Genomic DNA, 22,869 nt, shown 5'->3' with positions numbered 1-22,869 from the left:
CGCACGGCGCGGCGCTCTGCCGAGAACACCACCCGGCGTCATCCGTCCGGCCCGGGCCGGGCGGCGGGAAGCGCTCGGGTGTCAGACCGGGAGCTGGGGGCGCTCCACGGGCTTGGTGCCGGTGATGCGGTGGACGTCGAACACACCCTCGACCTTGCGTACCGCCGCCAGCACCTGGGTGAGATGTCCCGGCTCGGCCATCTCGAAGATGAAACGAGACACGGCCAGCCGGTCGCTGGACGTGGAGACGAACGCGGACAGGATGTTCACGTGGTAGTCCGACAGGACACGCGTCACGTCCGACAGGAGACGCGACCGGTCCAGCGCCTCCACCTGGATCTGGACCAGGAACATCGTGTTCGCGCCGGCGGTCCACTCCACCTCGACCAGTCGCTCGGGCTGCTTGCGCAGACCCTCCAGGTTGACGCAGTCCGAGCGGTGCACGCTCACGCCCTGGCCGCGCGTCACGAACCCGACGATCTCGTCGCCCGGCACCGGGGTGCAGCACTTGGCGAGCTTGACCCACACATCCGTGCTGTCCGAGCCCTTCAGGACGACGCCGGGGTCGCCGGAGCGCACGCGGCGCGGAGTCCGGCTCCCGGTGCCGGGGCGGGCAGCCTCGGCGACGTCCTCCGTGGCGCCGTCGTCGCCCCCGAGAGCCTTGACCAGCTTGTCCACGACGTGGGCCGCGGACACGTGCCCCTCGCCCACCGCCGCGTACAGGGCGGACACGTCGGGGTAACGCATCTCGTCCGCGAGTCCCACGAGCGTCTCGTGCGTCATGAGGCGCTGGATCGGCAGGCCCTGCTTGCGCATGGCCTTGGCGATCCCCTCCTTGCCGGTCTCGATCGCCTCCTCACGACGTTCCTTGGTGAACCAGGCACGGATCTTGTTGCGGGCGCGCGGCGACTTGACGAACGCCAGCCAGTCGTGACTGGGACCGGCGGTCTCGGACTTCGAGGTCAGGACCGCCACGACGTCGCCGTTCTCCAGCGTGGAGTCCAGCGGGACCAGGCGGCCGTTCACGCGCGCACCCATGGTGCGGTGCCCCACCTCGGTGTGCACGGCGTACGCGAAGTCGACGGGCGTCGCACCGGCCGGGAGGGGCATCACGTCGCCCTTCGGGGTGAAGACGTAGACCTCGTCGCCGCCGATCTCGAAGCGCAGGGAGTCGAGGAACTCGGACGGGTCGGCCGTCTCCTTCTGCCAGTCCACGAGCTGGCGCAGCCAGGCCATGTCCTGGGCGTGGGTGTCCTCCTTGCCCTGCTGCCCACCGCCGTTGCGGTCCTTGTACTTCCAGTGCGCGGCCACGCCGTACTCCGCGCGGCGGTGCATGTCGTGCGTGCGGATCTGGATCTCCACGGGCTTGCCGCCCGGGCCGATCACCGTCGTGTGCAGCGACTGGTACATGTTGAACTTGGGCATCGCGATGTAGTCCTTGAACCGCCCCGGGACCGGGTTCCATCGCGCGTGCATGGCGCCGAGCGCCGCGTAGCAGTCCCGCACCGTGTCCACCAGGATGCGTGTGCCGACCAGGTCGTAGATCTCCGCGAAGTCGTGGCCGCGGACGATCATCTTCTGGTAGATCGAGTAGTAGTGCTTGGGCCGGCCCATCACCGACGCCTTGATCTTCGCCGAGCGCAGGTCCGACTCGATCTGGCCCTTGACCACGCTCAGGTACTCCTCGCGCGCCGGGGCGCGTTCGGACACCAGGTGCACGATCTCGTCGTACACCTTGGGGTAGAGGTTCTGGAAGGAGAGATCCTCCAGCTCCCACTTGATCGTGTTCATCCCCAGGCGATGCGCCAGCGGGGCGTAGATCTCCAGGGTCTCGCGCGCCTTCTTCTCCGCCTTGTGCGGCGGCACGTACTTCCAGGTGCGCGCGTTGTGCAGGCGATCGGAGAGCTTGATGACCAGGACCCGGATGTCCTTGGCCATCGCGACGACCATCTTGCGCACGGTCTCCGCCTGCGCGGCGTCGCCGTACTTCACCTTGTCGAGCTTGGTCACCCCGTCCACGAGCAGAGCGACGTCGTCACCGAAATCGGCCCGGAGCTCCTCCAGGGCGTAGTCGGTGTCCTCCACGGTGTCGTGCAGCAGAGCGGCGGCGATGGTCGTGCCCTCGAAGCCGAGCTCTGCCAGGATCGTGGAGACCGCCACCGGATGTGTGATGTACGGGTCGCCGCTCTTGCGCATCTGCCCGCGGTGCGCGTTCTCCGCGGTGACGTAGGCGCGTTCGACGAGCGCGAGGTCGGAGCGCGGGTGGTTGCTGCGGATGACCTGGAGCAGCGGTTCGATGGCCGCGGGCGTGGACGACGCGGTCCGCGCGCCGAACCGGGCGAGCCGGTGGCGCAGCCCGGGTGGCGATGTCGGCGCGGAGGCGGGCGCGGTGTCGTTCTCGGCCATGTGCTGCCTCCTTCGCGCCGGTGATGGCTCAGTCTAGCGGCCGTGCGGCCTGACCCGGTTCTTCATGTCACTCCTGCACAGGCCCGACTCGCAGGAGCGTACTCACCTCGTGGCCGTCGAGCCTCTCGCGGCCGTGAAGCGCGGCGAGTTCGAGCAGGAAGGCCAGGCCTGCGACCACGCCGCCGCCGCGTCGCACGAGATCCGCCGCGGCGGCTGCCGTGCCGCCGGTGGCCAGGACGTCGTCTACGAGAAGAACACGCGAACCCGGCTGGAGTGTTCCCAAGCGCAGCTCGATCGATGCCGAACCGTACTCCAGGTCGTACTCCACCCGCTCGACCGGGGGCGGGAGCTTGCCCGCCTTGCGCAGCGGCAGGAAGCCGACACCGAGCTTCGTGGCCAGCGGAGCCCCGAACAGGAACCCGCGGGCCTCCATGCCGGCCACCACGTCGATCTCGCCGAGCCCCTGGGCCATCGCCGCGAACCCGTCGACGACATCGGCCAGTCCTGCCGCGTCTGCCAGCAGCGGTGTGATGTCCCGGAAGAGGATGCCCTCGTCCGGGTAGTCAGGAACGTCACGGATCAGGGAGCGCACACGGGCCGCCCGTTCCGGTGTGAAGCCGGAAAGAGCGGAGAGAGCGATGTCGTCGGTCACGGAAGGTGAGCCTACCCGGCGCCTCGGGGAGAACGATGTCCACACGGCAAGGCCCCCGGCGGATCAGTGTCCACCGGGGGCCGAGCCGTTCGGGACGGAGGTCAGCGGGCCGTGTCAGCGGCCCTTGCGACGAGGCTGCGACTGGTTTCCCTGGTGGCTCCCGGGGATCAGCTGCGACGCGCCCGAGGCCGCGGCGGCGAGCGCGGCCTCCGAGGCCCCCTCCTGCGCCAGGCCCTCGCGGGCTGCCAGCACCTTGGCGGTGTGTTCCTTGATCTTCACGTCACTCTGCCGGAACGCGACGTCCAGCGGCGGGGCGAGGAAGATCGACGACACGGCGCCGACGGCGATGCCGACGAACAGCGACAGCGACAGGTCCTTCAGCGTGCCAGCACCGAGGAGGAACGCACCCACGAAGAGGATGCCCGCCACCGGCAGGAGCGCCACCACGGACGTGTTGATCGAACGCACGAACGTCTGGTTCACCGCGAGGTTGGCCCGCTCCTCGTAGGTGCTGCGCGACTGCTCCAGCACCGCGGCGGTGTTCTCCCGGACCTTGTCGAAGACCACGACCTTGTCGTAGAGGGAGAAGCCGAGGATCGTCAGGAAGCCGATGATCGTCGACGGCGTGACCTCCCAGCCCACCGCCGCGTACACGCCCGCTGACACCACCAGGTCCAGAAGGACCGCCACGACTCCGGCCAGGGCCATCCGCCACGCCCGGAAGTACAGCGCCATGAAGATCACCACGGCGCCGACGAACACGAGCGTGCCGTACAGCGCCTTCTTCGAGACGCTCGCCCCCCAGGTGGGACCGATGAACCCGGTCGTCACCTCCGTGGCCGGGACGTCGTACGCCTCTGCCAGCGCGTCCCGGACGTCGTTGAGCTCGCTCTCGTCGGTCAGCTCGGCGGTCTGCACGCGCACGGCACCGTCCCCGACCTGGGAGACGAGCACCTCCTGGCTGGGCGCCACGGAGTGCACCGCGTCGATCGCGGCGTTCTCGTCGGTGGTGGCCGCACCGGAGACGGTGAACTCCGAACCGCCGCGGAAGTCGATGCCGAGATTGAGCCCCTGAAGGGCGATGACCGCGATCGAAGCCACGGAGAAGAGCGCGACGATCGAGAACCAGATCCTGCGCTTCTGCATGATCGGGTAGGACCGCTGGCCGGTGTACAGGTCGTTGCCCCACCGGGCGAAGTTGAACGCCATCAGAGCTGCTCCTCGTTCTTCGCGGCCTCCGAGGCGGCCTTGCGCTCCGCGGCGCGCCGCTCAGCGATCGTCATCCTGCGTCCGTCGGCCGACCGTGCGGGGGCCGGCGTACCGGCCGTGCTCGGGGCGCTCTGCGCCTGTGCACCCGCGTAGGCCGGAGCGCGTTCGGCGCCCTCGTCCGCTTCCTCGGCGTCACCGGAGGACGCCCCTGCGGCGGCGGGCTGCCACTCGACACGTCCGGCACCCTTGTAGCGCGGCCCGGACGAGACACGCATCCGGTCCGGCGACAGACCGGACGCCTTGTGACCGTCCCGGAAGAACGGCACCTTCGCCAGCAGCTCCATCATCGGGTGCGTGAACCAGATGACCACGAGGATGTCGATCACCGTGGTCAGCCCCAGGGTGAACGCGAAGCCGCGAACCCCTCCGACGGTCATGAAGTACAGGATGACCGCCGAGAGCAGGTTCACGGACTTCGCGGCGTAGATCGTGCGCCGCGCGCGGACCCAGCCTCGCTGCACCGCGAGGCGCAGCGAACGTCCGTCGCGCAACTCGTCCCTGATGCGTTCGAAGTACACGATGAACGAGTCCGCGGTGAAACCGATCGCGACGATCAGACCCGCGACACCCGGCAGCGACAGCCGGTACCCCATCCCCCACGACAGCAGCGCGATCACGACGTAGGTCATGGCTCCTGCCACGACCAGCGAGGCGACCGTCAGGCCACCGAGGGTGCGGTACTGGAACAGCGAGTACACGACCACGAGGACCAGGCCGATCAGTCCGGCGAAGAGGCCGCGCTGCAGCTGCTCGGTCCCGAGCGTGGCCGAGACCTGGTTCTGCGACTGGACGTCGAAGGTCAACGGCAGCGAACCGAAGCTGAGCTGGTTCGCCAGGGTAGCGGCCGAGTCGCGGGTGAAGGTCCCCGAGATCTGCGCGCGCCCGTTCGGGATCGGCTCGTTGATGGACGGGGCGGAGACAACCAGGCCGTCCAGCGCGATCGCGAACTGGTCGCGCGGTGCCTCGAGCGTGTACAGGCGCTGGGTCACCTCCCGGAACTTCTGCGCGCCGTCACCGTTGAGCTCGAGGTTCACGCCCCACTCGTTGGTCACCACGCCGTTCTGACCGGTGATCAGGCCCGAGCTGGCGTTCTTCAGGTCCGTACCGTCCACCTCGACGGGCCCGAGGATGTACTTGGCGGTCCCCGTCTGGTCGCAGGTGACCAGCGGCAGGTTCGCGTCGTCGCCTCCGCCGCCCTCGAGGTTCGCGGGGTCGGTGCAGTCGAGCTGGTCGGCGAGCTGCTGGACCGCCGGCGTGATCTGCGCCAGGTCGCTCGGGTCCGTCGGGTCGATCCCCTCCTGCTCCTTCGCGATCTGCTTGAGCAGGTCCTCGTCCGAGGTGGCGGATGCGCCGTCGCCCGAGTCCGCGTTGCCCGAGTCCGCGTTGCCGGAGTCGGCGCCGTCGCCGGATCCGTCCTGCGCATCGGAGCTGGGGGTCGCTGTGGGGGCCATGACGCTCAGGACCGGCCGGAACTTCATCTGCGCGGCCTTGGAGATCAGCGCGATCGTCGCGTCGTCCACCTCGCCGGGGATCTCGACGATGATCTGCCGATCGCCCTGGACGGCGATGTCCGCCTCGGTGACACCGTTCGCGTCCACCCGCTGGCGGATCACTCCGACCGCCTCTTCCATGGCGTCGGGGGTGATGTCCGAACCGTCACTGGTGACGGCCTGGAGCACGATCTGCGTGCCGCCCTGGAGGTCAAGGGCAAGGCCCGGGGCGAGACTCGCCCCGTCAGGATTCTCATCGGAGCGCGCGTCGAGCTGTGATCCGGCCACGAGCGCTGCGAAGGGCAGCAGCATCGTGAAGATCGCCATCAGGACGATCGTCCGGACCGGCCGTGAGCGCCGGTTGTCAGTCGCCAACTTGTCGTCTCTTCTCGGTTGCGCGCCGCCGGAGCGGCACGGGTTCGGCGCCGCCGCGGGCTCACGCCCCCTGCGACGCGGTCGTCACTTGCCGTCGGTGTCGTCGTCCTTGCGCGCCTCCTGGTCACGGCCACCGCTCTCGGCGGAGTCCAGACCGGAGATGTCGTCCGGGACGTCGATCACGTCGGGCCCGATGGTACTGCCCGAACCTTCCTGCTCCGTCAACTCGGAGGAATCCGTGTCGTCCGAGTCGTCCGGGACAGGTGTCGCGAACTGAGCCGGGATCTCCTTGACCGCGGGCATGACCCAGTCGGTGATGTGGCCGTCCGAGGACTCGATGCGCACGATCTGGCGGTCCGCGTCGACGGCGACGACGACGCCGACCATGCCGGACTGGGTCATGACCTCGACCCCGGGCTGCAAACCCTCCCGGAACTGAGCCGCGGCCCGCTGCTGCTTGCGGCTTCGGCTCGTGGTGAAGAAGAGCATCGCGGCCAGCGCGACGATGAGAAGGAGGAAGGTGAAGTCCACGATGATCCAGTCAAGTTCGGGTGTATGGGGTGCCGGACCAGTCTATGCGCCGAACAGCGTGCCCGTCGTCGCCCCTGTGGACGTCGTGCTGCCTCCTTGGCGGGAGGCTCCCTGGTCCTGCGGTGGCGTGAGGCCGAGGTGCTCCCAGGCCGCGAGCGTGGCCACCCGGCCACGAGGCGTGCGGGCCACCAGCCCCTCCCGCACCAGGTACGGCTCGGCGACCGTCTCGACCGTGTCCGACTCCTCGCCGACGGTCGCCGCGAGCGTGGTGAGGCCGACCGGGCCTCCGCCGAACCGCGTGCACAGCGCCGTCAGCACCGACCGGTCCAGCCGGTCCAGCCCGATCGCGTCGACCTCGTAAACACGGAGTGCGGACTCGGCCGCGTGCAGGTCAAGCGTCCCGTCGCCGCGCACCTGCGCCCAGTCCCGCACCCGGCGCAGCAGCCGGTTCGCCACACGGGGAGTGCCGCGCGACCGCCCTGCGATCTCCGCGGCGGCCTCGTGGCCGACGTCGGTCCCCAGCAGCCTCGACGAGCGCAGGATGACCTGCTCCAGCTCGACCGCCGAGTAGAAGTCCATGTGCCCGGTGAACCCGAAGCGGTCCCGCAGCGGCGCGGGCAGCAGCCCGGAGCGCGTCGTGGCCCCGACCACGGTGAACGGTGGCAGTGCCAGCGGGATCGCCGACGCCCCCGGCCCCTTGCCGACCACGATGTCGACCCGGAAGTCCTCCATCGCGGAGTACAGCAGCTCCTCGGCCGGGCGCGCGAGGCGATGGATCTCGTCGATGAACAGCACCTCGCCCTCCTCCAGGGAGGAGAGCACGGCCGCGAGGTCTCCCGCGTGCTGGATGGCCGGGCCCGACGTGATGCGCAGGTTGGAGCCGATCTCGGCCGCGATGATCATCGCCAGCGTCGTCTTGCCCAGACCGGGCGGCCCGGACAGCAGGACGTGGTCCGGTGCGCTCCCCCGCGCGACGGCCGCCCTGAGCATGAGCGAGAGTTGCTCGCGCACCACGGGCTGGCCCACGAACTCCTCCAGCCGCTTGGGCCGCAGCGCCGCCTCCGCCGCCCGTTCGACGTCGTCGGACGCCGTACCGACCAGACGGGTGACGCCGGAGTCGCCGACGGGCGCGCCCGATCCGCCGGCCAGGCCTTCCACGAAGTCCTCAGCCACGAGCAGCACCTCCCAGCACGCGCAGCGCCGCACGCAGCGTGGTGGCCACGTCCGCCGGCGCGACGGCATCGGCCCCGGCCTCGGCGAGCACCTTCGCGACCGCGTCCTGCGCCGCCTTGTCGGGCCAGCCCAGACCGGTGAGCGCCTCGACGACCTTCCCGGTCCCGGCATCGCCCACGGGCATGCCGGCAGACCCCGGACCGCCGTCGGGCACGGGTTCGACGACGCCTGACGGCGGTCCGAGCCGGTCCCCGAGCTCCAGCAGGATGCGCTGCGCGCCCTTCTTGCCGATGCCCGGCACGCGCGTGAGTGCCGCGGTGTCCTCGGCCGCCACGGCCCGCCGCAAGCCCTCGGGCGGGTACACGGCCAGCATCGCGAGCGCCAGGCGCGGGCCCACGCCGCTGACCGTCTGGACGATCTCGAAGACGTCGCGCTCGTCGGCGTCGGCGAAGCCGTACAGCGTCATCGAGTCCTCGCGCACCACCATGCTGGTCGCCACCTGCGCCTGCTCGCCCACGCGCATCCCGGCGAGCGTTCCCGGCGTCGCGTGCACCAGGTAGCCGACACCACCGACGTCGACCACGACCCGGTCGAGCGTCACATGCTGCACGGTTCCCGTCAGCGAGGCGATCATGGGGCACTCCTTCTGGCGGCTGCGGTGTTCACGACATCGGTGTTCACGAGGCTCCGGCCAGGGTCGCCGGACCCGGCGGTTCTCGAACGTCCGTGCGATCCTAACGCGGCGTCCGGCACCCGTGAGAGGCGACGCGCAGGAGCGGGACGAGGTCACCAGGGGACGGCGGCCACCGCACGGGAGAACCCTGAACGCACGGGGCGCCGGGAAGGCGGTTCAGCCCTTGCGCCGTGCGACGGCCTCCGCGGCGGCCCAGGCCCGCTGAGCGGCGGTCAGCTCGTGCCGCTCCCCGCCCTGCAACGCGCCCGCAGGGCGCCACAGGTGGCAGACCGCGAGCGCCAGCGCGTCGGCGGCGTCGGCGGGCTTCGGCGGGGTGTCGAGTCGCAGGATGCGGCTGATCATCTTTGTGACCTGGGCCTTGTCGGCGCGGCCGGAGCCGGTCACCGCGGCCTTGACCTCGCTCGGCGTGTGCAGGGCCACCGGGATGCCGCGGCGGGCGGCGGCGACCATCGCGAGGCCGGCGGCCTGGGCCGTTCCGGTCACCGAGGCGACGTTGTGCTGGGCGAAGACCCGCTCGACCGCGACGACGTCGGGTGCGTGTGCCTCGATCCACTCGTCGAGCCCCTCGGCGATCCGCAGGAGGCGCAGGTCGACGGACAGGTCGGCGTCGGACCGGATGACGCCGACTCCGGCCATGCGTGCCCGGCGTCCGGGCAGGGAGTCCACGACTCCGACGCCGCACCTGGTCAGGCCGGGATCCACTCCGAGAACGCGCACGTCCCCACCCTCTCACGAGGGCGGGGACGTTCCGCTCGGCCCGCGCGGGGGTGTCACTCCTCGGCGTCGAGCGCCTCCATGACCTCGTCGCTCGCGTCGAAGTTGGCGTAGACGTTCTGCACGTCGTCGCTGTCCTCGAGGGCGTCGATGAGGCGGGTGATCTTCTTGGCGCCGTCGACGTCGACCTCCACCTGCATGGACGGGTGGAACACGATGTCCGCGGAGTCGTAGTCGATGCCGGCGTCCTGGATGGCCTTGCGGACCGGGACCAGGTCGGTGGCCTCGGACATGACCTCGATGACCTCGCCCAGATCCGTGACCTCCTCGGCACCGGCGTCCAGGGCGGCCATCATGACCTCGTCCTCGCCCACGCCGTCGGACTTGGGCACGACGACCAGGCCCTTGCGCGAGAACAGGTACGAGACCGAGCCCGGGTCGGCGAGCGAGCCGCCGTTGCGGTTGAACGCGGTGCGGACCTCGGCCGCGGCGCGGTTCTTGTTGTCGGTGAGGCACTCGACCAGCACGGCGATGCCGTTGTTGCCGTAGCCCTCGTACATGATCGTCTGGTAGTCGACGGCGTCGGCGCCCTCGCCGGAGCCGCGCTTGACCGCACGATCGATGTTGTCGTTGGGGACCGAGGACTTCTTCGCCTTCTGGATGGCGTCGAACAGCGTCGGGTTGCCGGCGGGGTCACCGCCGCCGGTGCGGGCCGCGACCTCGATGTTCTTGATGAGCTTCGCGAAGAGCTTGCCGCGCTTGGCGTCGATCGCCGCCTTCTTGTGCTTGGTCGTGGCCCACTTGGAGTGACCTGACATGTACCTGTTAACTCCTTCGCGAATCTGATGGAGCGCGGTGACTTCTCGGACTCCGCTCCGGACGAGTGCCTCGTTCCTCGGCCCTCACCCTGCGCTGCGCCCTTCGTCGTCACCGGCGATGATGCGGGCGAACAGACCGTGCACGCGCGCGTCTCCCGTGATCTCCGGGTGGAAGGCGGTGGCGAGCAGTGGGCCCTGCCGTGCTGCGACGATCTTACCGGCGGCGGCCACCTCACGGCCCGACGTGTCGGTGGCGGGGATGCGGGCGAGCACCTCGACGTCGTCGCCGGCCTCCTCGATCCAGGGGGCGCGGATGAACGCGGTGCGCACGGGGCCTCCGGGGAGCCCGGCCATCTCCAGGTCGGTCTCGAACGAGTCGACCTGCCGGCCGAAGGCGTTGCGCCGCACGACGACGTCCATCCCGCCGAGCGTCTGCTGGTCCGCGGTTCCGCCGGTGATGCGATCCGCGAGCAGGATCATGCCCGCGCACGAGCCGTAGACGGGCAGCCCCTCCTTGATCATCGCGCGCAGTGGATCGACCAGGCCGAACACGTGCAGCAGCTTGTCGATGGTGGTGGACTCCCCGCCCGGGACGACCAGGCCGTCGACCGCCTCCAGCTCGGAGATGCGGCGCACCGGGACCGCGCGGGTACCCACGGCCTCCAGCGCTGCGGCGTGTTCTCGGACGTCGCCCTGCAGGGCGAGGACTCCGACGGTGAGAGTGCGTGTCACGGGAGTCGATCCTATGCCGATCCCGGCCCACGACCTACGACGACGTCGACGCCCCGCCCTCCTCGATGTCCACGAGCACGTCCATGGCCCGGGCCGGCGACCCGCGCAGCCCTCGCTCCTGCGCGACGAGCTCGACGTTCTCGTCGCGCAGCGCGAACGCCTCGCGCACGGCGGCGGTGGCGGCCTCCGCGCGGCCCAGGCTGCGCAGCACGGTGGCGAGGTTCGTCAACGCGACCGCGAGGCCGTCCTGATGGTGCGGTCGCTTGGAGCGCGCGAGGTCGCGCAGCATGCTCACCGCCTCCGTGGCCGGGGCGACCGCGTCGAGGGGCCGCCCCACCTCCGTCAGCCGGACTCCGAGGCGCGACAGGGAGCGGGCCAGCTCCTCCTCGTAGCGGCCGGGGACCCGCCCCGCGAGCTCACGCCGGATACCGACGGCCTCCTCCTCCAGGGGCAGCGCCTCGGCGAACCGGCCGAGGCGCCCGTAGGTGAGTGCGAGGTTCGAACACGACGTCGCGAGCATGTCGCGGTATCGCTGAGGGGTCTCGCCGGCCAGGTCACGACGGATCCGGACGGACTCCTCCTCCAGCCCGGCGGCCTCGGCGGCGCGTCCCTGGTCCGACAGCAGCGCCCCGAGACCGGCCAGTGACCACGCGACCAGCCAGCGCATCCCGACGGGATCCTGCAGGGCGAACCGGCGCCGGATCGCCAGCGCCTCACGGGCGGCGGCGACCGCCTCGGCCGGCCGGTCGAGCTGTGCGGCGGCGTCGCTGAGGTTCGACAACGCGAAGGCCAGGTACTGCTCGTGCTCGCCGGGCCGCCGCAGCGTGAGGCGCCGACGGATCTCCACGGACTCGCGCAGCCCGTCGATGACGTCCGCCGCCCTCCCGAGCTCGACCTGCCCCACGGTGTTCGCCAGCACGAGCGCGAGACCGGCTTCGTGGGCCGCAGGGTCTCTGGTCACGAGCCGCCGCAAGGTGGCCACGGACGCCGTGTGGCACACCTCGACCTGTTCCGGGCGTCCCAGGAAGTCGTAGGTGACGGCCATCCCGTTCAGGGCGTTCGCCAGCATCGGGTCCGTCCACACCCGCTCCTCGGCGGAGGCGGCCCGGCATGCCGCGGCAACCTCGTCCGACAGCTGCAGCGACTCGCTGTACCGGCCCTTGCCGAACAGCACACCCGCCGTCACGGTCCTGGCCTCCAGCAGCGGTGTTCGATACCGGTCCGGCGCCTCACGGGCCAGCTCGCACCAGGCGGCGACGGCAGCCTGCGCCGACGGCGGAACGTCGTCGTACGTCTCCGGGGCTCCGAGGGCCCGCGCGAGGGTCGCGGTGGCGTCCGCCTGTTCCGGCGTGGGGAACGGCCCTCCGGGCCGGTACTCGCCGACGACGGCGGCCAGGCGCTGCGCGAGCCCCACCGCCACGTCGCGCGGCAGCGGCCGACGGCCGAACAGGCGCAGCACCTGGGCGAGGGCCTCCGGTTCGTCGGGCAGCGCGGACGCCACCCGTTCCAGCAGCACGGTCGCCAGCGGTGCGGCCTCGGGCACGCCCGGGTCGTCCACGTCGATCCGGAGGGCGAACAGCGCGACCCGGAACGCCTGAGGCACATCCAGTCCGGCCGTGCACGCCCGCACGCGCGCGGGGTCCGCGGCCAGGGTCCGCGCGACGTGGAGCTCGGCGAGCCGGTTCGGCAGACCCCCGGGACCGCTCATCGGCGACGGGCGCGGCCGGCCTGGGGACCTGGCGCGGGAAGCGCTCGTGCTCGCGTGGCCGACGCCGGGTTCCTGGCCGCGCAGCAGTGCTCCCGCGACGTCCTCGTCGGGCGCGGACCAGCTCTCTCGCTCCAGGTCGAGCAGTGCTCCGACCCCACGTGAGACGTCGGCGACACCGCCTCGGAGGAGTGTTGCCAGGACCGCCGCATGGATGTCGAGGACCGGTGCCGGCTCGGGACCCTCACGCACCTCGGGAACGGCGGGCGACGTCCCGGCCGCCTTGTGCCGGACTGCCACACGCCGGGCGAACGCGCGGCGCGCGACCGATGCCATCGTGGTCGCGGGCACACGGGGCGGCGCGAGATGCACCTGTGAGGTCGGCACCGCCTCGGCGCCGGACCACAGGTCGCAGGCCCAGCGCAGCCTGGACCACCATTCGCGCCCCGTGCGGCCCAGCAGGATCACGCGCAGCCGGCTGTCCCCGGCGTTCCTCAGCGCGCCGAGCTGCTCCGCGAGCCGTGGGTGAGCGGCGGCGTCGTCCACCACGACCAGCACCCGCCCGCCACGGCAGGCGGCCGCGACCTCGTCCGGCGAGTCGTCCGGCTCGGGCCACACGCACGTCCAGCCCCGTCGCCGCATCCGCGCGGCGAGTTCCAGCGCGAGGCGGGACTTCCCGACGCCGCCCGTCCCCGTGACGAAGCGGACCTGCACCCGGGGACGTTCCCGGCACCAGGTGTGCAGCTCGTCGAGTTCCTCGTCGCGGCCCGTGAACGGAACGACCCGAAGCGCCGGATCCAACAGCCCGGCTGCGGAGACGTGCGCGCGCGAGGCGCGCAGGCGGCTGTCGGGTTGAGGGGGACGCCACATAGGCATATTCAAACTCATACACGCTCCGATCGCGCAGCGATGTAGTGACCGTTGCGCGATCCACGCTGCGGCAACAACGCCTCGATGCCCGCAAGCACACGCACCGACCGCGCAAGATCGTCGCCGAACCGACGCTGGTCCGTCGCGGCGAGCCGATCGCGGATCCGCACCGCCTCCCGCGCGGCCGCGGCCGCGGAAGCGTAGCGGCGCTGCTCCCCCAGAGCCACGGCGAGCGCGGTCAGGGCGGATGCCAGGCCGGGCAGGTGCTTCTGCGGGGACTCCCTGCTCAGATCGCGCAACGCCCCGACGGCCTCGTGCAGCGGCCCGACCGCTTCCTGGGCCCGGGACAGGTCCGTGAGCGTCGCGCCCAGGTTGGCCAGCGCCGTGGCCAGGTCCGGGAGGTGCTGCCGGCGGTCGTCACGAACCACCTGCCGCATGAGGGACACGGCCTCGCGGGTGGGCTCCACGGCGTCCTCCGTGCGCCCCATGTCGGAGTACCGCACGCCCAGGTTCGACAGGGACCGGGCGAGGTGCTGCCGGTGGCGGCCGGCGGAGAAGTTGCGCACCAGCTCGCGCCGGATTCCGACGGCCTCCTGCTCCAGGCAGAGCGCGTCGCCGAACCGTCCGAGCCGGGAGTAGGTCACGCCGAGGTTGGAGCACGAGGTCGCGAGCATCTCCCGGTAGCGGTCGGGAGCCTCGCGGGCGAGCTCGCGCCGGATCGTCAGCGCCTCCTCCTCCAGCGACAGCGCCTCGTGCGGCCTGCCCTGCTCCGACAGCAGGACGCCGACACCGGACAGCGACCAGGCCAGCTCGAACCGCAACCTGGGTGCGCCACCCCGACCGGACGCCGCGGCCTTCCGCACGGCGCGCCGGCGCAGCGCCAGTGCCTCCTGCCCCGCGGCGAGCGCCTCGGCGGCGGCGCCCAGCGCGGCGAGCGCGTGGCTGAGGTTCGACAGGCTGTACGCCAGGTGGCGCTCGAACGCGTCGGGACGGTCACGGGCGAGACGCCGTCTGATCGCGACCGACTCGCGCAACCCGTCCAGTGCCTCGGCGGGCCTGCCGCGATTCACCAGGAGCAGCAGATTGGCCTGGACCCGGGCGAGTGTCTCCTCGTAGGCCACGGGATCCTGGGCCACCAGGTCGCGCAGGATCGCGACCGCACGCTCGTGGTACCAGCGTGCCGCGTCCACGTCGGCGGGCCGGGTGGTCAGTTCGAGGGAGTACAGCCCCCAGGCGAGCTCCGGGTCCGTCCACACGGCCTCCGCCTCCGGGACGGAGCTCCACGCGGACACGGTCTCGTCGACGAGCGCCTCGAACTGCTCGTCGCGTCCGCTCCCGAAGGAGACGACGGCGAGGTCGCGCATCGCACGCCAGAGCGCGACCCGGTAGCGCAGCGGGTCCGCCGCCGTGATCCTCCGCCACATCGCTTCGGCCCGCTCGGCCGGTTCGAGCGCGTCGTCCGAGCGGCCGGTCTCCTCCAGCGCGCGGGCCCAGGCGCCGAGTGCCTCGGCGAGCGTGGTCGTGTCCTGGCCGTCGTCCGCGGCGAGCGCGGTCACGAGCCGAGACGCCACGTCCGAGGCCTGCCCCGTGGGCGCCGGACGCGCGGGAAAAAGCCGCAGCACGCCTTCCAGGTGTGCCGGGTCGTCCGACAGCTGCGGTATCACGCGTTCCAGCAGGGCGGCCGTCAGGCGTCCCGCTCCGGTCACCGCCGGGGTGTCCACGTCCAGGCGGAACGCGAACATCGCCGCCTCGAAGGCCTCGGCGGAGGTGATCCGGGCAGTGCAGACCTCCGTCATGCCGGGTGCGGCCTGCAGGGTCCGCGCGACGTGCAGCTCGGCGAGCCGGTCCGGCAGATCGCGCCGGTCGCCGCAGAGCAGGGCGCGCGCGACGACCGCGTCCGTGTCCTCCCAGCGGTTCCGCTCCTGGTCCAGCAGCGCGGCCGGGCCTCGGGCGACGTCGACCACCGCCTCGGCCTCCGCCTCGTCCCGCTCGGCCAGGACCGCCAGGGCCGCGGCGTGCACGTCGCCGAAGCGCGGCGGGTCCGCGTCGGCCGGCAGGTCACAGACCACGAGGTCCGGGACCGGGACACCGAGGCGGGGCGCGAAGGCCGCCACCGCGTTCCGGACCATCCGGTCCGGCGTCAGCGCGGGCGGCCCGATGTGCACGATGGAGGTCGGGACCGTCACCGGGTCCGCCCAGAGCGGGCTCGCCCAGCGCAGCCTCGTCCACCACTCACGGCCCGTGCGCGCGAGGAGCAGCACCCGGACGCGGCCGGCGTCCGCCTTCCGGATGGCACCGAGCTGGTGGTCCAGGCGGGGGAACGACGCGGCGTCGTCCACGACCACCAGGACACGGGGCCCGCGGCACGCCTCGGCCACGTCGCCCGGCTCGTCCGCCGGGTCGAGCCACACCGACCGCCAGCGACGACGACTCAGCCGCGCGCTCAGCTCCACGGCGATGCGCGACTTGCCGCTGCCGCCGAGCCCGGTCAGCAGCCTGGCCCGGATGGTCTCGGCACCGCCCGCCCACGTGGTCAGGTCGGCCATCTCGGTGTCACGGCCGGAGAACGGCACCACCCGCAGAGCGGGCTCGAGGAGGCCCACGGGACCGCCCCCGGGCAGCGGAGAGACCGACCCCCGATGGCTCCAGCCGTCTCGCCCACGCAGCACGGGGACAAGTCAACCGCAACCCGGCAGTCAACACCAGGACACTCGGCGCGAACGGACGGTCGAGACACCTTTGTGACTTTTCCGCCGCCCGCAGGCCGGTCGTTTCAGTCGTTCTGGACGCCGAGGTGGCGGATCGTGCCGTCCCAGCCCGTGACGAGGGAGTCGACCACCTCGGGCAGTTCGTTCGGGAACACCTCCAGCGGCTGGGCACGCAGTTCGTCGGCAGTCAGCCACGCCATGCCGTCGAGCACCTCGCGCTCCACCTCCGTCCAGCCCGACGAGTCCGGGGTGTGCCCGCCCGGCAGGTGGGCGAGGAAGAAGACCTCGTGCTGCCGGCACGTCTCCGCGTAGAAGTCGAAGATGCCGGTGCGGGTGAGCACGGGACCGACCAGATCCCCGGCGGCCAGTGCGAGCCCGGCCTCCTCGCGGACCTCGCGCAACGCGGCCTCGACGGCGCTCTCCCCCGCGTCGATCCCACCGCCCAGCGTGAACCACCACGACCGCTCCGGCTGGTCCAGGTCGTGGCCGCGGACCAGCAGCACGCGACCCGCGTCGTCCAGCAGGACGACACGAGCCGCGTCGCGCTCACGGAGCCCGTCCGGCGCCCTGCGCCAGTCCGGACCCAGCGAGCGCGTCACGCCCTCGGGGCTCACGGTCCCCGCCCGGGCCGGCGGACGGGCCACGGCTCCGCCTCGACGTCGATCGGAACGGTCGCTGCGCCAGGTCATGCCGACGACAATACGTCCGCGCCGGGGTCCGGCCGTCATCGGGCATCGCGGCGGTCTCCGTGGGCGGCCGACGGGCCGCGCGTTACGCCGCGCCGGTGGGCAGGTTGCTCTCCGTGGGGAGCCCGGCGGCGGTCCAGTCCTCGATCCCGTCCGCGTACCTGCTGACGCCGGTCCGGTCGATGGCCTCCGCGAGCTCGTCGCGCGCGATGATCGTGGTCATGGTCGTCTCCTCGGTGATGGTCGCGGGTCAGAGCGATGCGGCCGCGTCGCGGGCCTCGGTGTGCGCGCGTTCGCGGGCGATGTCGGCGTCGGCCACGACGAGGTTCGGCTGGAAGCGGATGCTGGTCACGTCGCCGATCCCCGCCCAGCGCAGCCAGTCCTCGAAGAACGGCTGCTGGAAGTCGCTGCCGAACTCCGGGCCGAGGCCCGGTCCCCACACCGCGCCCGTGTAGATCACCGCGGCCTTCTTGCCGGTGAGCAGGCCCTCGTAACCGGTCTCGGGGTCGAAGCCGAAGAGCATGCCGGGCTGGGAGACCACGTCGATGAACTGCTTGAGGACGTAGGGCACGCCCGCGTTCCACATCGGCACGCTGAAAAGGTAGTGGTCGGCGGCGTCGAAGCGCTCGAAGGTGGCCTTCGCGGCCGCCCACGCCTCCGCCCCGGCGCCGCTCGGCTCGACGCCGGCGAACACGTCCATCTTGGCGTTCGCGGCGGCCGGCCCGAACTCCGGCAGCGTGCCGTCCCACAGGTCGTGGTGCTCGATGTCGGCCTCGGGGTTCTTCTGGCCGTAGGTGTCGAGGAAGGTGGCGGCGATCTTCAGCGACTCCGACGCCTCACCACGTGGGGAGGCGCTGATGTGCAACAGTCGTGTCATGGTCAGCTCCGGTGTCTCAGGTGGACAGCAACACGAAAACGGAATAGGTTCCGCTTCATGAGGGAAGTTAGCGGAACGGATTCCGCTTTGTCAATCGGGTCGCGCGCGCCCGCACGCGGCCAGGGCGAGGCACGTGCGGCGGGCTCGCGTCGCGCGGACGCCGTGCGCAACAGGGGCAAGGTCCTCGACGCGGCCGAGCGGCTGTTCGCCCGCGACGGCGTGGAGCGGGTGACGATGCAGGCCGTGGCCAAGGAGGCGGGCGTGGGAGTGGGGACCCTCTACCGCGGGTTCACCGACAAGGCCGGTCTCGCGATCGCCCTTCTCGACGAGCGCGAGCGCCAGTTCCAGGAGCTGATGCTCTCCGGCCCGCCCCCGCTGGGCCCGGGTGCCGAGCCGGCCGAGCGTCTGGCTGCCTTCGTGGCCGGCTACGTCGGACTCGTGGCCGAACAGCTCGAGCTCGTGCTGCTGTCCCAGACGGCGAGCCCGGGGGCCCGCTTCCGCAGCGGCGCGCACGCCCTGTGGCGCACCCACTGCCGCCACCTCCTGGACCTGGCCGGCGCACCGGACCCGGAGTTGCGCGCGGATGCGCTCCTGGCGGCGCTGTCGGGCGAGATGATCGGGCACTGGCTGTCCGAGCCGGACAGGGACGTCGCCGAGATCACGAGCGCGATGACCGGCCTCAGCCGCTCGCTCGCCTCGGATCCGGCGACGCCTTCGCCGGGTCAGGGGTGAGGACTCCCGCCGGCGATGTCCGGTTCACCTGCGAGGTTTTACCCGCCCTGTCGGGACGGCGGTGAGCGGGTCCTCCGGCCATGGATGGCGGGGGTAGCGGGCCCGCAGGTCGGCCCGGACCTGGGGGTAGCCCTGCTTCCAGAACGAGACGAGGTCGCTCGTGATCGCGACGGGGCGCTGTGCGGGCGACAAGAGGTGCAGGACGACGGGGACACGGCCGTCCGCCACGGCCGGGGTGGTGGTCCAGCCGAAGACCTCCTGCAGCTTCACCGCCAGGACCGGCGGCTCGACACCGTCGTAGGCGAGCCGTACCTCGGAGCCGGAGGGGACTCGGAGCCGTTCCGGTGCGAGTTCGCCGAACCGGGCCGCCGCCGGCCAGGGCAGGAGGCGCCGGAGGGCGGAGGCCACGTCGATGCGGGCGAGGTCGCGCGAGCCTCGCACCGAGGCGAGCTCGGGGCCCAGCCATCCGTCGAGACCGGCCAGCAGCGCCTCGTCGTCGACCGCGGGCCACGGGGCGCCGAGGTGGGCGTGGCAGAACGCGAGCCGCTCCCGCACGGCGAGCGCCGCCTCCGACCAGCGCAGCACGGACAGGCCCCCGCGCCGGATACCGTCGCGGACGGCCGCCTGGACGAGCAGCGGGTCCGGCTTCGCCAGCGGAACGTCGGTGAGCACGATCGCGCCGAGCGTCTCGACGTGTCGCGTCACGATCCGGCCGTCGTCCCAGCGGATCCGGTCGGTGGTCGAGACGAGGTCGCCCGCGACGTCTCGCGCCGTGGCCTCGTCGATCGGCGCCGCCGATCGGATGCGAGCGTCGGCGCGGCCGGGTGCTCGGTCGGCGACCGCGATCGCCAGCCAGGTCGTGGCCCGCAACGGCGACTGCGTGTCCAGCGCGGCACCCGTGCCACCGGCCATCTGGTACGTCGCCGAGTCGGTCCCCCGGACCCGCGCGATGCGATCGGGATACGCCAGCCCCACCACGATCCCCGCCGCGAGGTCATCCGGTACTGCGCCCGTCCCTCGGCCGGCCGGCGTGGCCGAGGGGTCGCCGGTCGCGCCTCGGCCGATGCGTTTCGTCTCCTCTCGCCAGCGCGCCGTGGCTCCGCGGTCCGTGCCGCGACGCAGGGCCCGCCAGCGGGCCGGGAGATCATCGCCGGCCCCGCGGCCGGAGTCGTCCGAGAGCAGAGCGACGACCTCGCGTGCCCGGTCGGCGCCGACCCGGGGCGCCCCGTCGAGCAGCGCACGGGCCAGCCGGGGATGCACCCCGATGGCCCGCATCCGCCGGCCCCGCTCGGTGATGCGGCCGTCGTCGTCGATCGCGTCGAGCCGGCGCAGCAGGTCGGTGGCCGCGGTCATCGCCGGCGCCGGCGGCGCGTCGAGCAGGGTCAGGCCCTCACCGGCAGGTGCGCCCCACGCCGCGAGGTCGAGGGCGAAGGCCGCCAGGTCGGCGATCGCGATCTCCGGCGCGGCGTGGTCGTCGAGACGCGCGTGGTCGGTGGCGGACCAGCACCGGTAGACCCGGTCGGGCGCCTCACGCCCGGCACGCCCCGCCCGCTGGTCGGCCGACGACCTCGAGACGCGGCAGGTGACCAACGCGCCGAGGCCGCGGGACTGATCGGTCCGCGGCTCCCGGGCCAGCCCCGAGTCGACCACGACCCTGACCCCGGGCACGGTCAGTGAGCTCTCCGCGACCGCCGTCGTGACCACGATCCGGCGCGTGGCGGCCGGCGCCAGCGCGCGGTCCTGGTCGGCCCTGGACTGGCGCCCGAACAGCGGCAGGACGTTCTGCCCGGCCAGCCTGCGAGTCACGCCGTTGACCTCGCCCTCCCCCGGGACGAACACGAGGATGTCGCCGTCGTTCTCGGTCATCGCGCGCCGGACGACGGCGGCGACGTGATCGAGCAGGCGCGGGTCGACGCGCCCGCCGGGAAGCAGTGGCGCGGGCAACGGCGGCGGGGCCCACTCGACCGTCACGTCGTACTGCGCGGCGGACGCGGTGATCACGGGCACCGGGACGCCGGTGCCCAGGGCGCGGCTCAGCCGGACGGTGTCCGCCGTGGCCGACGTCGCGACGATCGCCAGGTCGTCCCGAAGGTTCGCGCGGATGTCGACGCAGAGCGCGAGCAGCAGATCGGCGTCGAGGTGACGCTCGTGGCACTCGTCGATCACGACGGCGGAGACGCCCGCCAGCTCCGGGTCCTGCTGCAGGCGCCGGACGAGGAGCCCTGTCGTCACCACCTCGACGCGAAGTCCCCTGCCGCCGCTGCGTTCGCCGCGCATCGCGTAGCCGATCCGCTGCCCGAGCGGTTCCCCGACCAGCGCCGCCAGCCGGGCCGCCGCCGCGCGGGTCGCCATCCGTCGCGGCTCGGCGACGATGATCGTGCCCTCGAGCGCGTCGGCCAGCGCCAGCGGCAACAGCGAGGTCTTCCCCGACCCGGGCGGCGCCACGAGCACCGCGGTACCGTTCGACCGCACGGCATCGACCGTGGCAGGTAGGACCGCACGGACCGGCAGGTCCGCCCCGGGCACGGACGAGTCAGGCAGCAACACGCCCCGACGGTATCCGACCAGTGCCCACCGCGGACCACCTCATCCGCCCGCCGGAGCATCCCACATTCACCTACCTGCAAGAATGCGTTGTCGTGAACCAGTTGCTGGACCTCGGGTCCCGGAAGTTCTGGCGACTGGCCGGCGCGCCTGTCGACCTCGCCGGGGAGCACTCGTGGTTGCGCGCGCCGGTGAGTCCTTCCTCCACGGTCGGGGACGGCTGGCTCTCCGCCGAAGCCGCGTACCACGGCGGCACGGTCGACGACGACGCCGGGCCCACGGGTCCGGCGGCGGATCCGGCGCCCGGCCTGCTTCCCGCGATGGCGGTCCTCGACGGTCCCGGTTTCGACTCCTCCCGGCTGGATCCGCTGATCCAGGACTTCTACGAGCACACCGCCGCCTGGCACATGGAGGTGTGGTCCGGATGGTCGCCGCTGTTCTGGCCGGCCGGCGAGCTGGTCGCGCGATTTGTTCGGACGCCGGGTGGAGCAGCTGTCCCTCCCGATGCGCCCGCTCGACGTCGCGCACGGCATGGACAGCCGGGTCCGCGTGATCCGCGACCGGGACGGGCAGCAGGTGGGTGCCGCCTGGCTACGGACGCTCCGGCCGTCGGGCCGATACGTGTTCAGCGGCTGCTACTCGGCACGCCTGCTCCCCGGCGCGGCGCGGCCCAGCGTGCACGTCGCGTTCCCGCTCGAGTCCGGCAACGTCCAGGTGTTCCTGCGCCCGGCCGTCAGCCCCGGAGGCGGGCTCGTCCTGGAGTCGCCCCCGGGGCTGTTCGGGCAGGATGGCGCGTACGTCGTCGTGCACGACGGCGGAAAGGACATCGCAGCGCGCGTGCCGCTGCACGAGACCTTCCGCCTGTACCGCGACCCGTACGGGGTGCTCCGTACCGACCACGAACTGCGGATGGGACGCACCTGGATGATGCGCCTGCACTACAAGATGGAGCGCGCCCGATGATCCACACCTTTCACCTCGCGGAGCTTCCGCCCGCCGTGACGGCACGCGCGCTGCTGCGAGGCTCGTCGGGCGCCACCACGCCCGGACTGGACCACGCCGAGTGCCTGGCCCTCATGCGCCTGGGGGCGCCCACCATCTCCACGGACCGGCTGCAGCTCCGACGGATCGCGGTCTTCGCGCAGTGGCGCGACGAGGACGCGGTGGACCGCTTCCTGTCCGACGACGTCCTCGGCCGGCACCTGGCGACCGGCTGGCACGTCCGCCTGGAGTACCTGCGCCGCTGGTCCCGGCTCGCGGCCCTGCCCGGCCTGCCGGCGCGCGCGGGCGGCTGGGACCAGGACGAACCGGTGGTCGCGGTGACCGTCGCACGGATGCGCCTGCCCGAGGTGCCCCGGTTCCTGAGGTGGGGCAAGCCTGTCGAGCGCCAGGTGCGCGACCACCCCGGCACCACGCTCGCCCTGGCCGCCTTTCGGCCGCCGCACACCATCTCCACGTTCTCCGTGTGGCGCACCGTGCGCGAGATGGAGGCGATGGTGCACGGTGGCTCCGGCCGTCCCGCGGCCCGACGGCACGCGGACGCCATGGTCGAGAACCGGCGCCGTGGCTTCCACCACGAGTTCGCGACGTTCCGCTTCCGCCCGCTGTCCGAGCACGGCGTCTGGGAAGGGCGGACCGGGATCGTCCCGCTGGGCTGATGGGGCCCCGCAGGCTGATCGGATGCGCCTCCTCAATGACGCCTCGGAGTCGTGGCGGAACAGGCACGGGCAGGCGTTCCTGCCGTGCGGGGCACGTGTTCGTTCCTGAGGCTCGAACGAAGGACCAAAGTCCCTACCGAAGTGGCCTGCGTGGGGGCATCGTGGGAAGTGGCCTGCGAGACAGGCGAGGGAGCCGAGAGGCTGAGAGGCCAGAGGGTTGGAATTGCCAGCTGGC

At 72.2% G+C, this 22,869-nt stretch carries 19 protein-coding genes; 3 read left to right on the top strand and 16 right to left on the bottom strand.

The window, feature by feature from the left end; all coding sequences use genetic code 11:
* Positions 1-81 precede the first annotated feature (81 nt).
* The 15 genes from HGK34_RS05560 to HGK34_RS05490 all read right to left on the bottom strand — a co-directional run bounded on the left by HGK34_RS05560 (position 82) and on the right by HGK34_RS05490 (position 17,700).
* Complete coding sequence (locus HGK34_RS05560) at positions 82-2,406, bottom strand: RelA/SpoT family protein (protein ID WP_201845568.1); 2,325 nt, start codon at positions 2,404-2,406, stop codon at positions 82-84.
* Between the two features lie 67 nt (positions 2,407-2,473).
* Positions 2,474-3,058: an adenine phosphoribosyltransferase gene (locus HGK34_RS05555; protein WP_201845567.1), complete on the bottom strand. Its 585-nt coding sequence runs from the start codon at positions 3,056-3,058 to the stop codon at positions 2,474-2,476.
* 114 nt (positions 3,059-3,172) lie between these two features.
* Entirely contained in the window at positions 3,173-4,267 is a 1,095-nt protein-coding gene (gene secF, locus HGK34_RS05550) for a protein translocase subunit SecF (RefSeq protein ID WP_201845566.1), read from the bottom strand.
* Positions 4,267-6,144: a protein translocase subunit SecD gene (secD, locus tag HGK34_RS05545; RefSeq protein ID WP_201845565.1), complete on the bottom strand. Its 1,878-nt coding sequence runs from the start codon at positions 6,142-6,144 to the stop codon at positions 4,267-4,269. The genes secF and secD overlap by 1 nt, the downstream gene beginning before the upstream one ends.
* A gap of 132 nt (positions 6,145-6,276) precedes the next feature.
* Positions 6,277-6,723 (bottom strand): preprotein translocase subunit YajC, encoded by a 447-nt coding sequence (gene yajC / locus HGK34_RS05540; protein ID WP_307815791.1) that lies wholly within the window; start codon positions 6,721-6,723, stop codon positions 6,277-6,279.
* 42 nt (positions 6,724-6,765) lie between these two features.
* On the bottom strand, positions 6,766-7,824 hold the full coding sequence (ruvB, locus tag HGK34_RS05535) for a Holliday junction branch migration DNA helicase RuvB (protein WP_244666456.1): 1,059 nt from the start codon (positions 7,822-7,824) through the stop codon (positions 6,766-6,768).
* Positions 7,825-7,888: 64 nt separating this feature from the next.
* Positions 7,889-8,530 carry a Holliday junction branch migration protein RuvA gene (gene ruvA, locus HGK34_RS05530; protein WP_201845563.1) on the bottom strand — a complete coding sequence of 214 codons (642 nt, stop codon included), beginning with the start codon at positions 8,528-8,530 and terminating at the stop codon, positions 7,889-7,891.
* A 216-nt stretch (positions 8,531-8,746) separates the two neighbouring features.
* Positions 8,747-9,307, bottom strand: coding sequence for a crossover junction endodeoxyribonuclease RuvC (ruvC, locus tag HGK34_RS05525; protein WP_201845562.1), 561 nt, complete (start codon positions 9,305-9,307; stop codon positions 8,747-8,749).
* 53 nt (positions 9,308-9,360) lie between these two features.
* Positions 9,361-10,122, bottom strand: a complete 762-nt coding sequence (locus HGK34_RS05520) for a YebC/PmpR family DNA-binding transcriptional regulator (RefSeq protein WP_201845561.1) — start codon at positions 10,120-10,122, stop codon at positions 9,361-9,363.
* Between the two features lie 84 nt (positions 10,123-10,206).
* Positions 10,207-10,854, bottom strand: coding sequence for a pyridoxal 5'-phosphate synthase glutaminase subunit PdxT (gene pdxT / locus HGK34_RS05515; protein WP_201845560.1), 648 nt, complete (start codon positions 10,852-10,854; stop codon positions 10,207-10,209).
* A gap of 34 nt (positions 10,855-10,888) precedes the next feature.
* Positions 10,889-13,429, bottom strand: a complete 2,541-nt coding sequence (locus HGK34_RS05510; protein WP_201845559.1) for a DUF3856 domain-containing protein — start codon at positions 13,427-13,429, stop codon at positions 10,889-10,891.
* Positions 13,430-13,443: 14 nt separating this feature from the next.
* Positions 13,444-16,032, bottom strand: coding sequence for a tetratricopeptide repeat protein (locus HGK34_RS23460; RefSeq protein ID WP_201845558.1), 2,589 nt, complete (start codon positions 16,030-16,032; stop codon positions 13,444-13,446).
* Positions 16,033-16,202: 170 nt separating this feature from the next.
* Positions 16,203-16,826 carry an NUDIX hydrolase gene (locus HGK34_RS05500; protein ID WP_201845557.1) on the bottom strand — a complete coding sequence of 208 codons (624 nt, stop codon included), beginning with the start codon at positions 16,824-16,826 and terminating at the stop codon, positions 16,203-16,205.
* A gap of 82 nt (positions 16,827-16,908) precedes the next feature.
* Positions 16,909-17,046: a hypothetical protein gene (locus HGK34_RS05495; RefSeq protein WP_201845556.1), complete on the bottom strand. Its 138-nt coding sequence runs from the start codon at positions 17,044-17,046 to the stop codon at positions 16,909-16,911.
* A 27-nt stretch (positions 17,047-17,073) separates the two neighbouring features.
* A complete protein-coding gene (locus HGK34_RS05490; RefSeq protein ID WP_201845555.1) occupies positions 17,074-17,700 on the bottom strand; it encodes an FMN-dependent NADH-azoreductase in 627 nt (208 codons plus the stop codon).
* Positions 17,701-17,787: 87 nt separating this feature from the next.
* Here HGK34_RS05490 and HGK34_RS05485 point away from each other — a divergent pair, with 87 nt between their 5' ends.
* Positions 17,788-18,432: a TetR/AcrR family transcriptional regulator gene (locus tag HGK34_RS05485; RefSeq protein ID WP_201845554.1), complete on the top strand. Its 645-nt coding sequence runs from the start codon at positions 17,788-17,790 to the stop codon at positions 18,430-18,432.
* Between the two features lie 24 nt (positions 18,433-18,456).
* On the opposite strand, the gene hrpB is transcribed toward HGK34_RS05485, so the two are convergent.
* Positions 18,457-20,979, bottom strand: a complete 2,523-nt coding sequence (gene hrpB / locus HGK34_RS05480; protein WP_201845553.1) for an ATP-dependent helicase HrpB — start codon at positions 20,977-20,979, stop codon at positions 18,457-18,459.
* 480 nt (positions 20,980-21,459) lie between these two features.
* On the opposite strand from hrpB, the gene HGK34_RS22510 reads away from it, so the two are divergent.
* Together HGK34_RS22510 and HGK34_RS05470 are read left to right on the top strand one after the other, a co-directional pair.
* Positions 21,460-21,939, top strand: a complete 480-nt coding sequence (locus tag HGK34_RS22510; protein ID WP_244666436.1) for a hypothetical protein — start codon at positions 21,460-21,462, stop codon at positions 21,937-21,939.
* Positions 21,936-22,634, top strand: a complete 699-nt coding sequence (locus tag HGK34_RS05470) for a hypothetical protein (protein WP_201845552.1) — start codon at positions 21,936-21,938, stop codon at positions 22,632-22,634. The genes HGK34_RS22510 and HGK34_RS05470 overlap by 4 nt, the downstream gene beginning before the upstream one ends.
* The last annotated feature ends 235 nt before the right edge of the window (positions 22,635-22,869 follow it).

Origin of the sequence: Myceligenerans indicum, from assembly GCF_016742955.1 — a bacterium.
Taxonomy (GTDB): domain Bacteria; phylum Actinomycetota; class Actinomycetes; order Actinomycetales; family Cellulomonadaceae; genus Myceligenerans; species Myceligenerans indicum.
Note: the sequence above shows the minus strand (reverse complement) of the source record. Positions and strands in the feature narration are given on the sequence as shown.

Bases quoted from the DNA above. Each gene is read 5' to 3' on its own strand.
- HGK34_RS05560 (WP_201845568.1), bottom strand. From the start codon at position 2,406: ATGGCCGAGAACGACACCGCGCCCGCCTCCGCGCCGACATCGCCACCC.
- secF (WP_201845566.1), bottom strand. From the start codon at position 4,267: ATGGCGTTCAACTTCGCCCGGTGGGGCAACGACCTGTACACCGGCCAG.
- secD (WP_201845565.1), bottom strand. From the start codon at position 6,144: ATGGCGATCTTCACGATGCTGCTGCCCTTCGCAGCGCTCGTGGCCGGA.
- ruvA (WP_201845563.1), bottom strand. From the start codon at position 8,530: ATGATCGCCTCGCTGACGGGAACCGTGCAGCATGTGACGCTCGACCGG.
- HGK34_RS05520 (WP_201845561.1), bottom strand. From the start codon at position 10,122: ATGTCAGGTCACTCCAAGTGGGCCACGACCAAGCACAAGAAGGCGGCG.
- HGK34_RS05510 (WP_201845559.1), bottom strand. From the start codon at position 13,429: ATGTGGCGTCCCCCTCAACCCGACAGCCGCCTGCGCGCCTCGCGCGCG.
- HGK34_RS05500 (WP_201845557.1), bottom strand. From the start codon at position 16,826: ATGACCTGGCGCAGCGACCGTTCCGATCGACGTCGAGGCGGAGCCGTG.
- HGK34_RS05495 (WP_201845556.1), bottom strand. From the start codon at position 17,046: ATGACCACGATCATCGCGCGCGACGAGCTCGCGGAGGCCATCGACCGG.
- HGK34_RS05490 (WP_201845555.1), bottom strand. From the start codon at position 17,700: ATGACACGACTGTTGCACATCAGCGCCTCCCCACGTGGTGAGGCGTCG.
- HGK34_RS05470 (WP_201845552.1), top strand. From the start codon at position 21,936: ATGATCCACACCTTTCACCTCGCGGAGCTTCCGCCCGCCGTGACGGCA.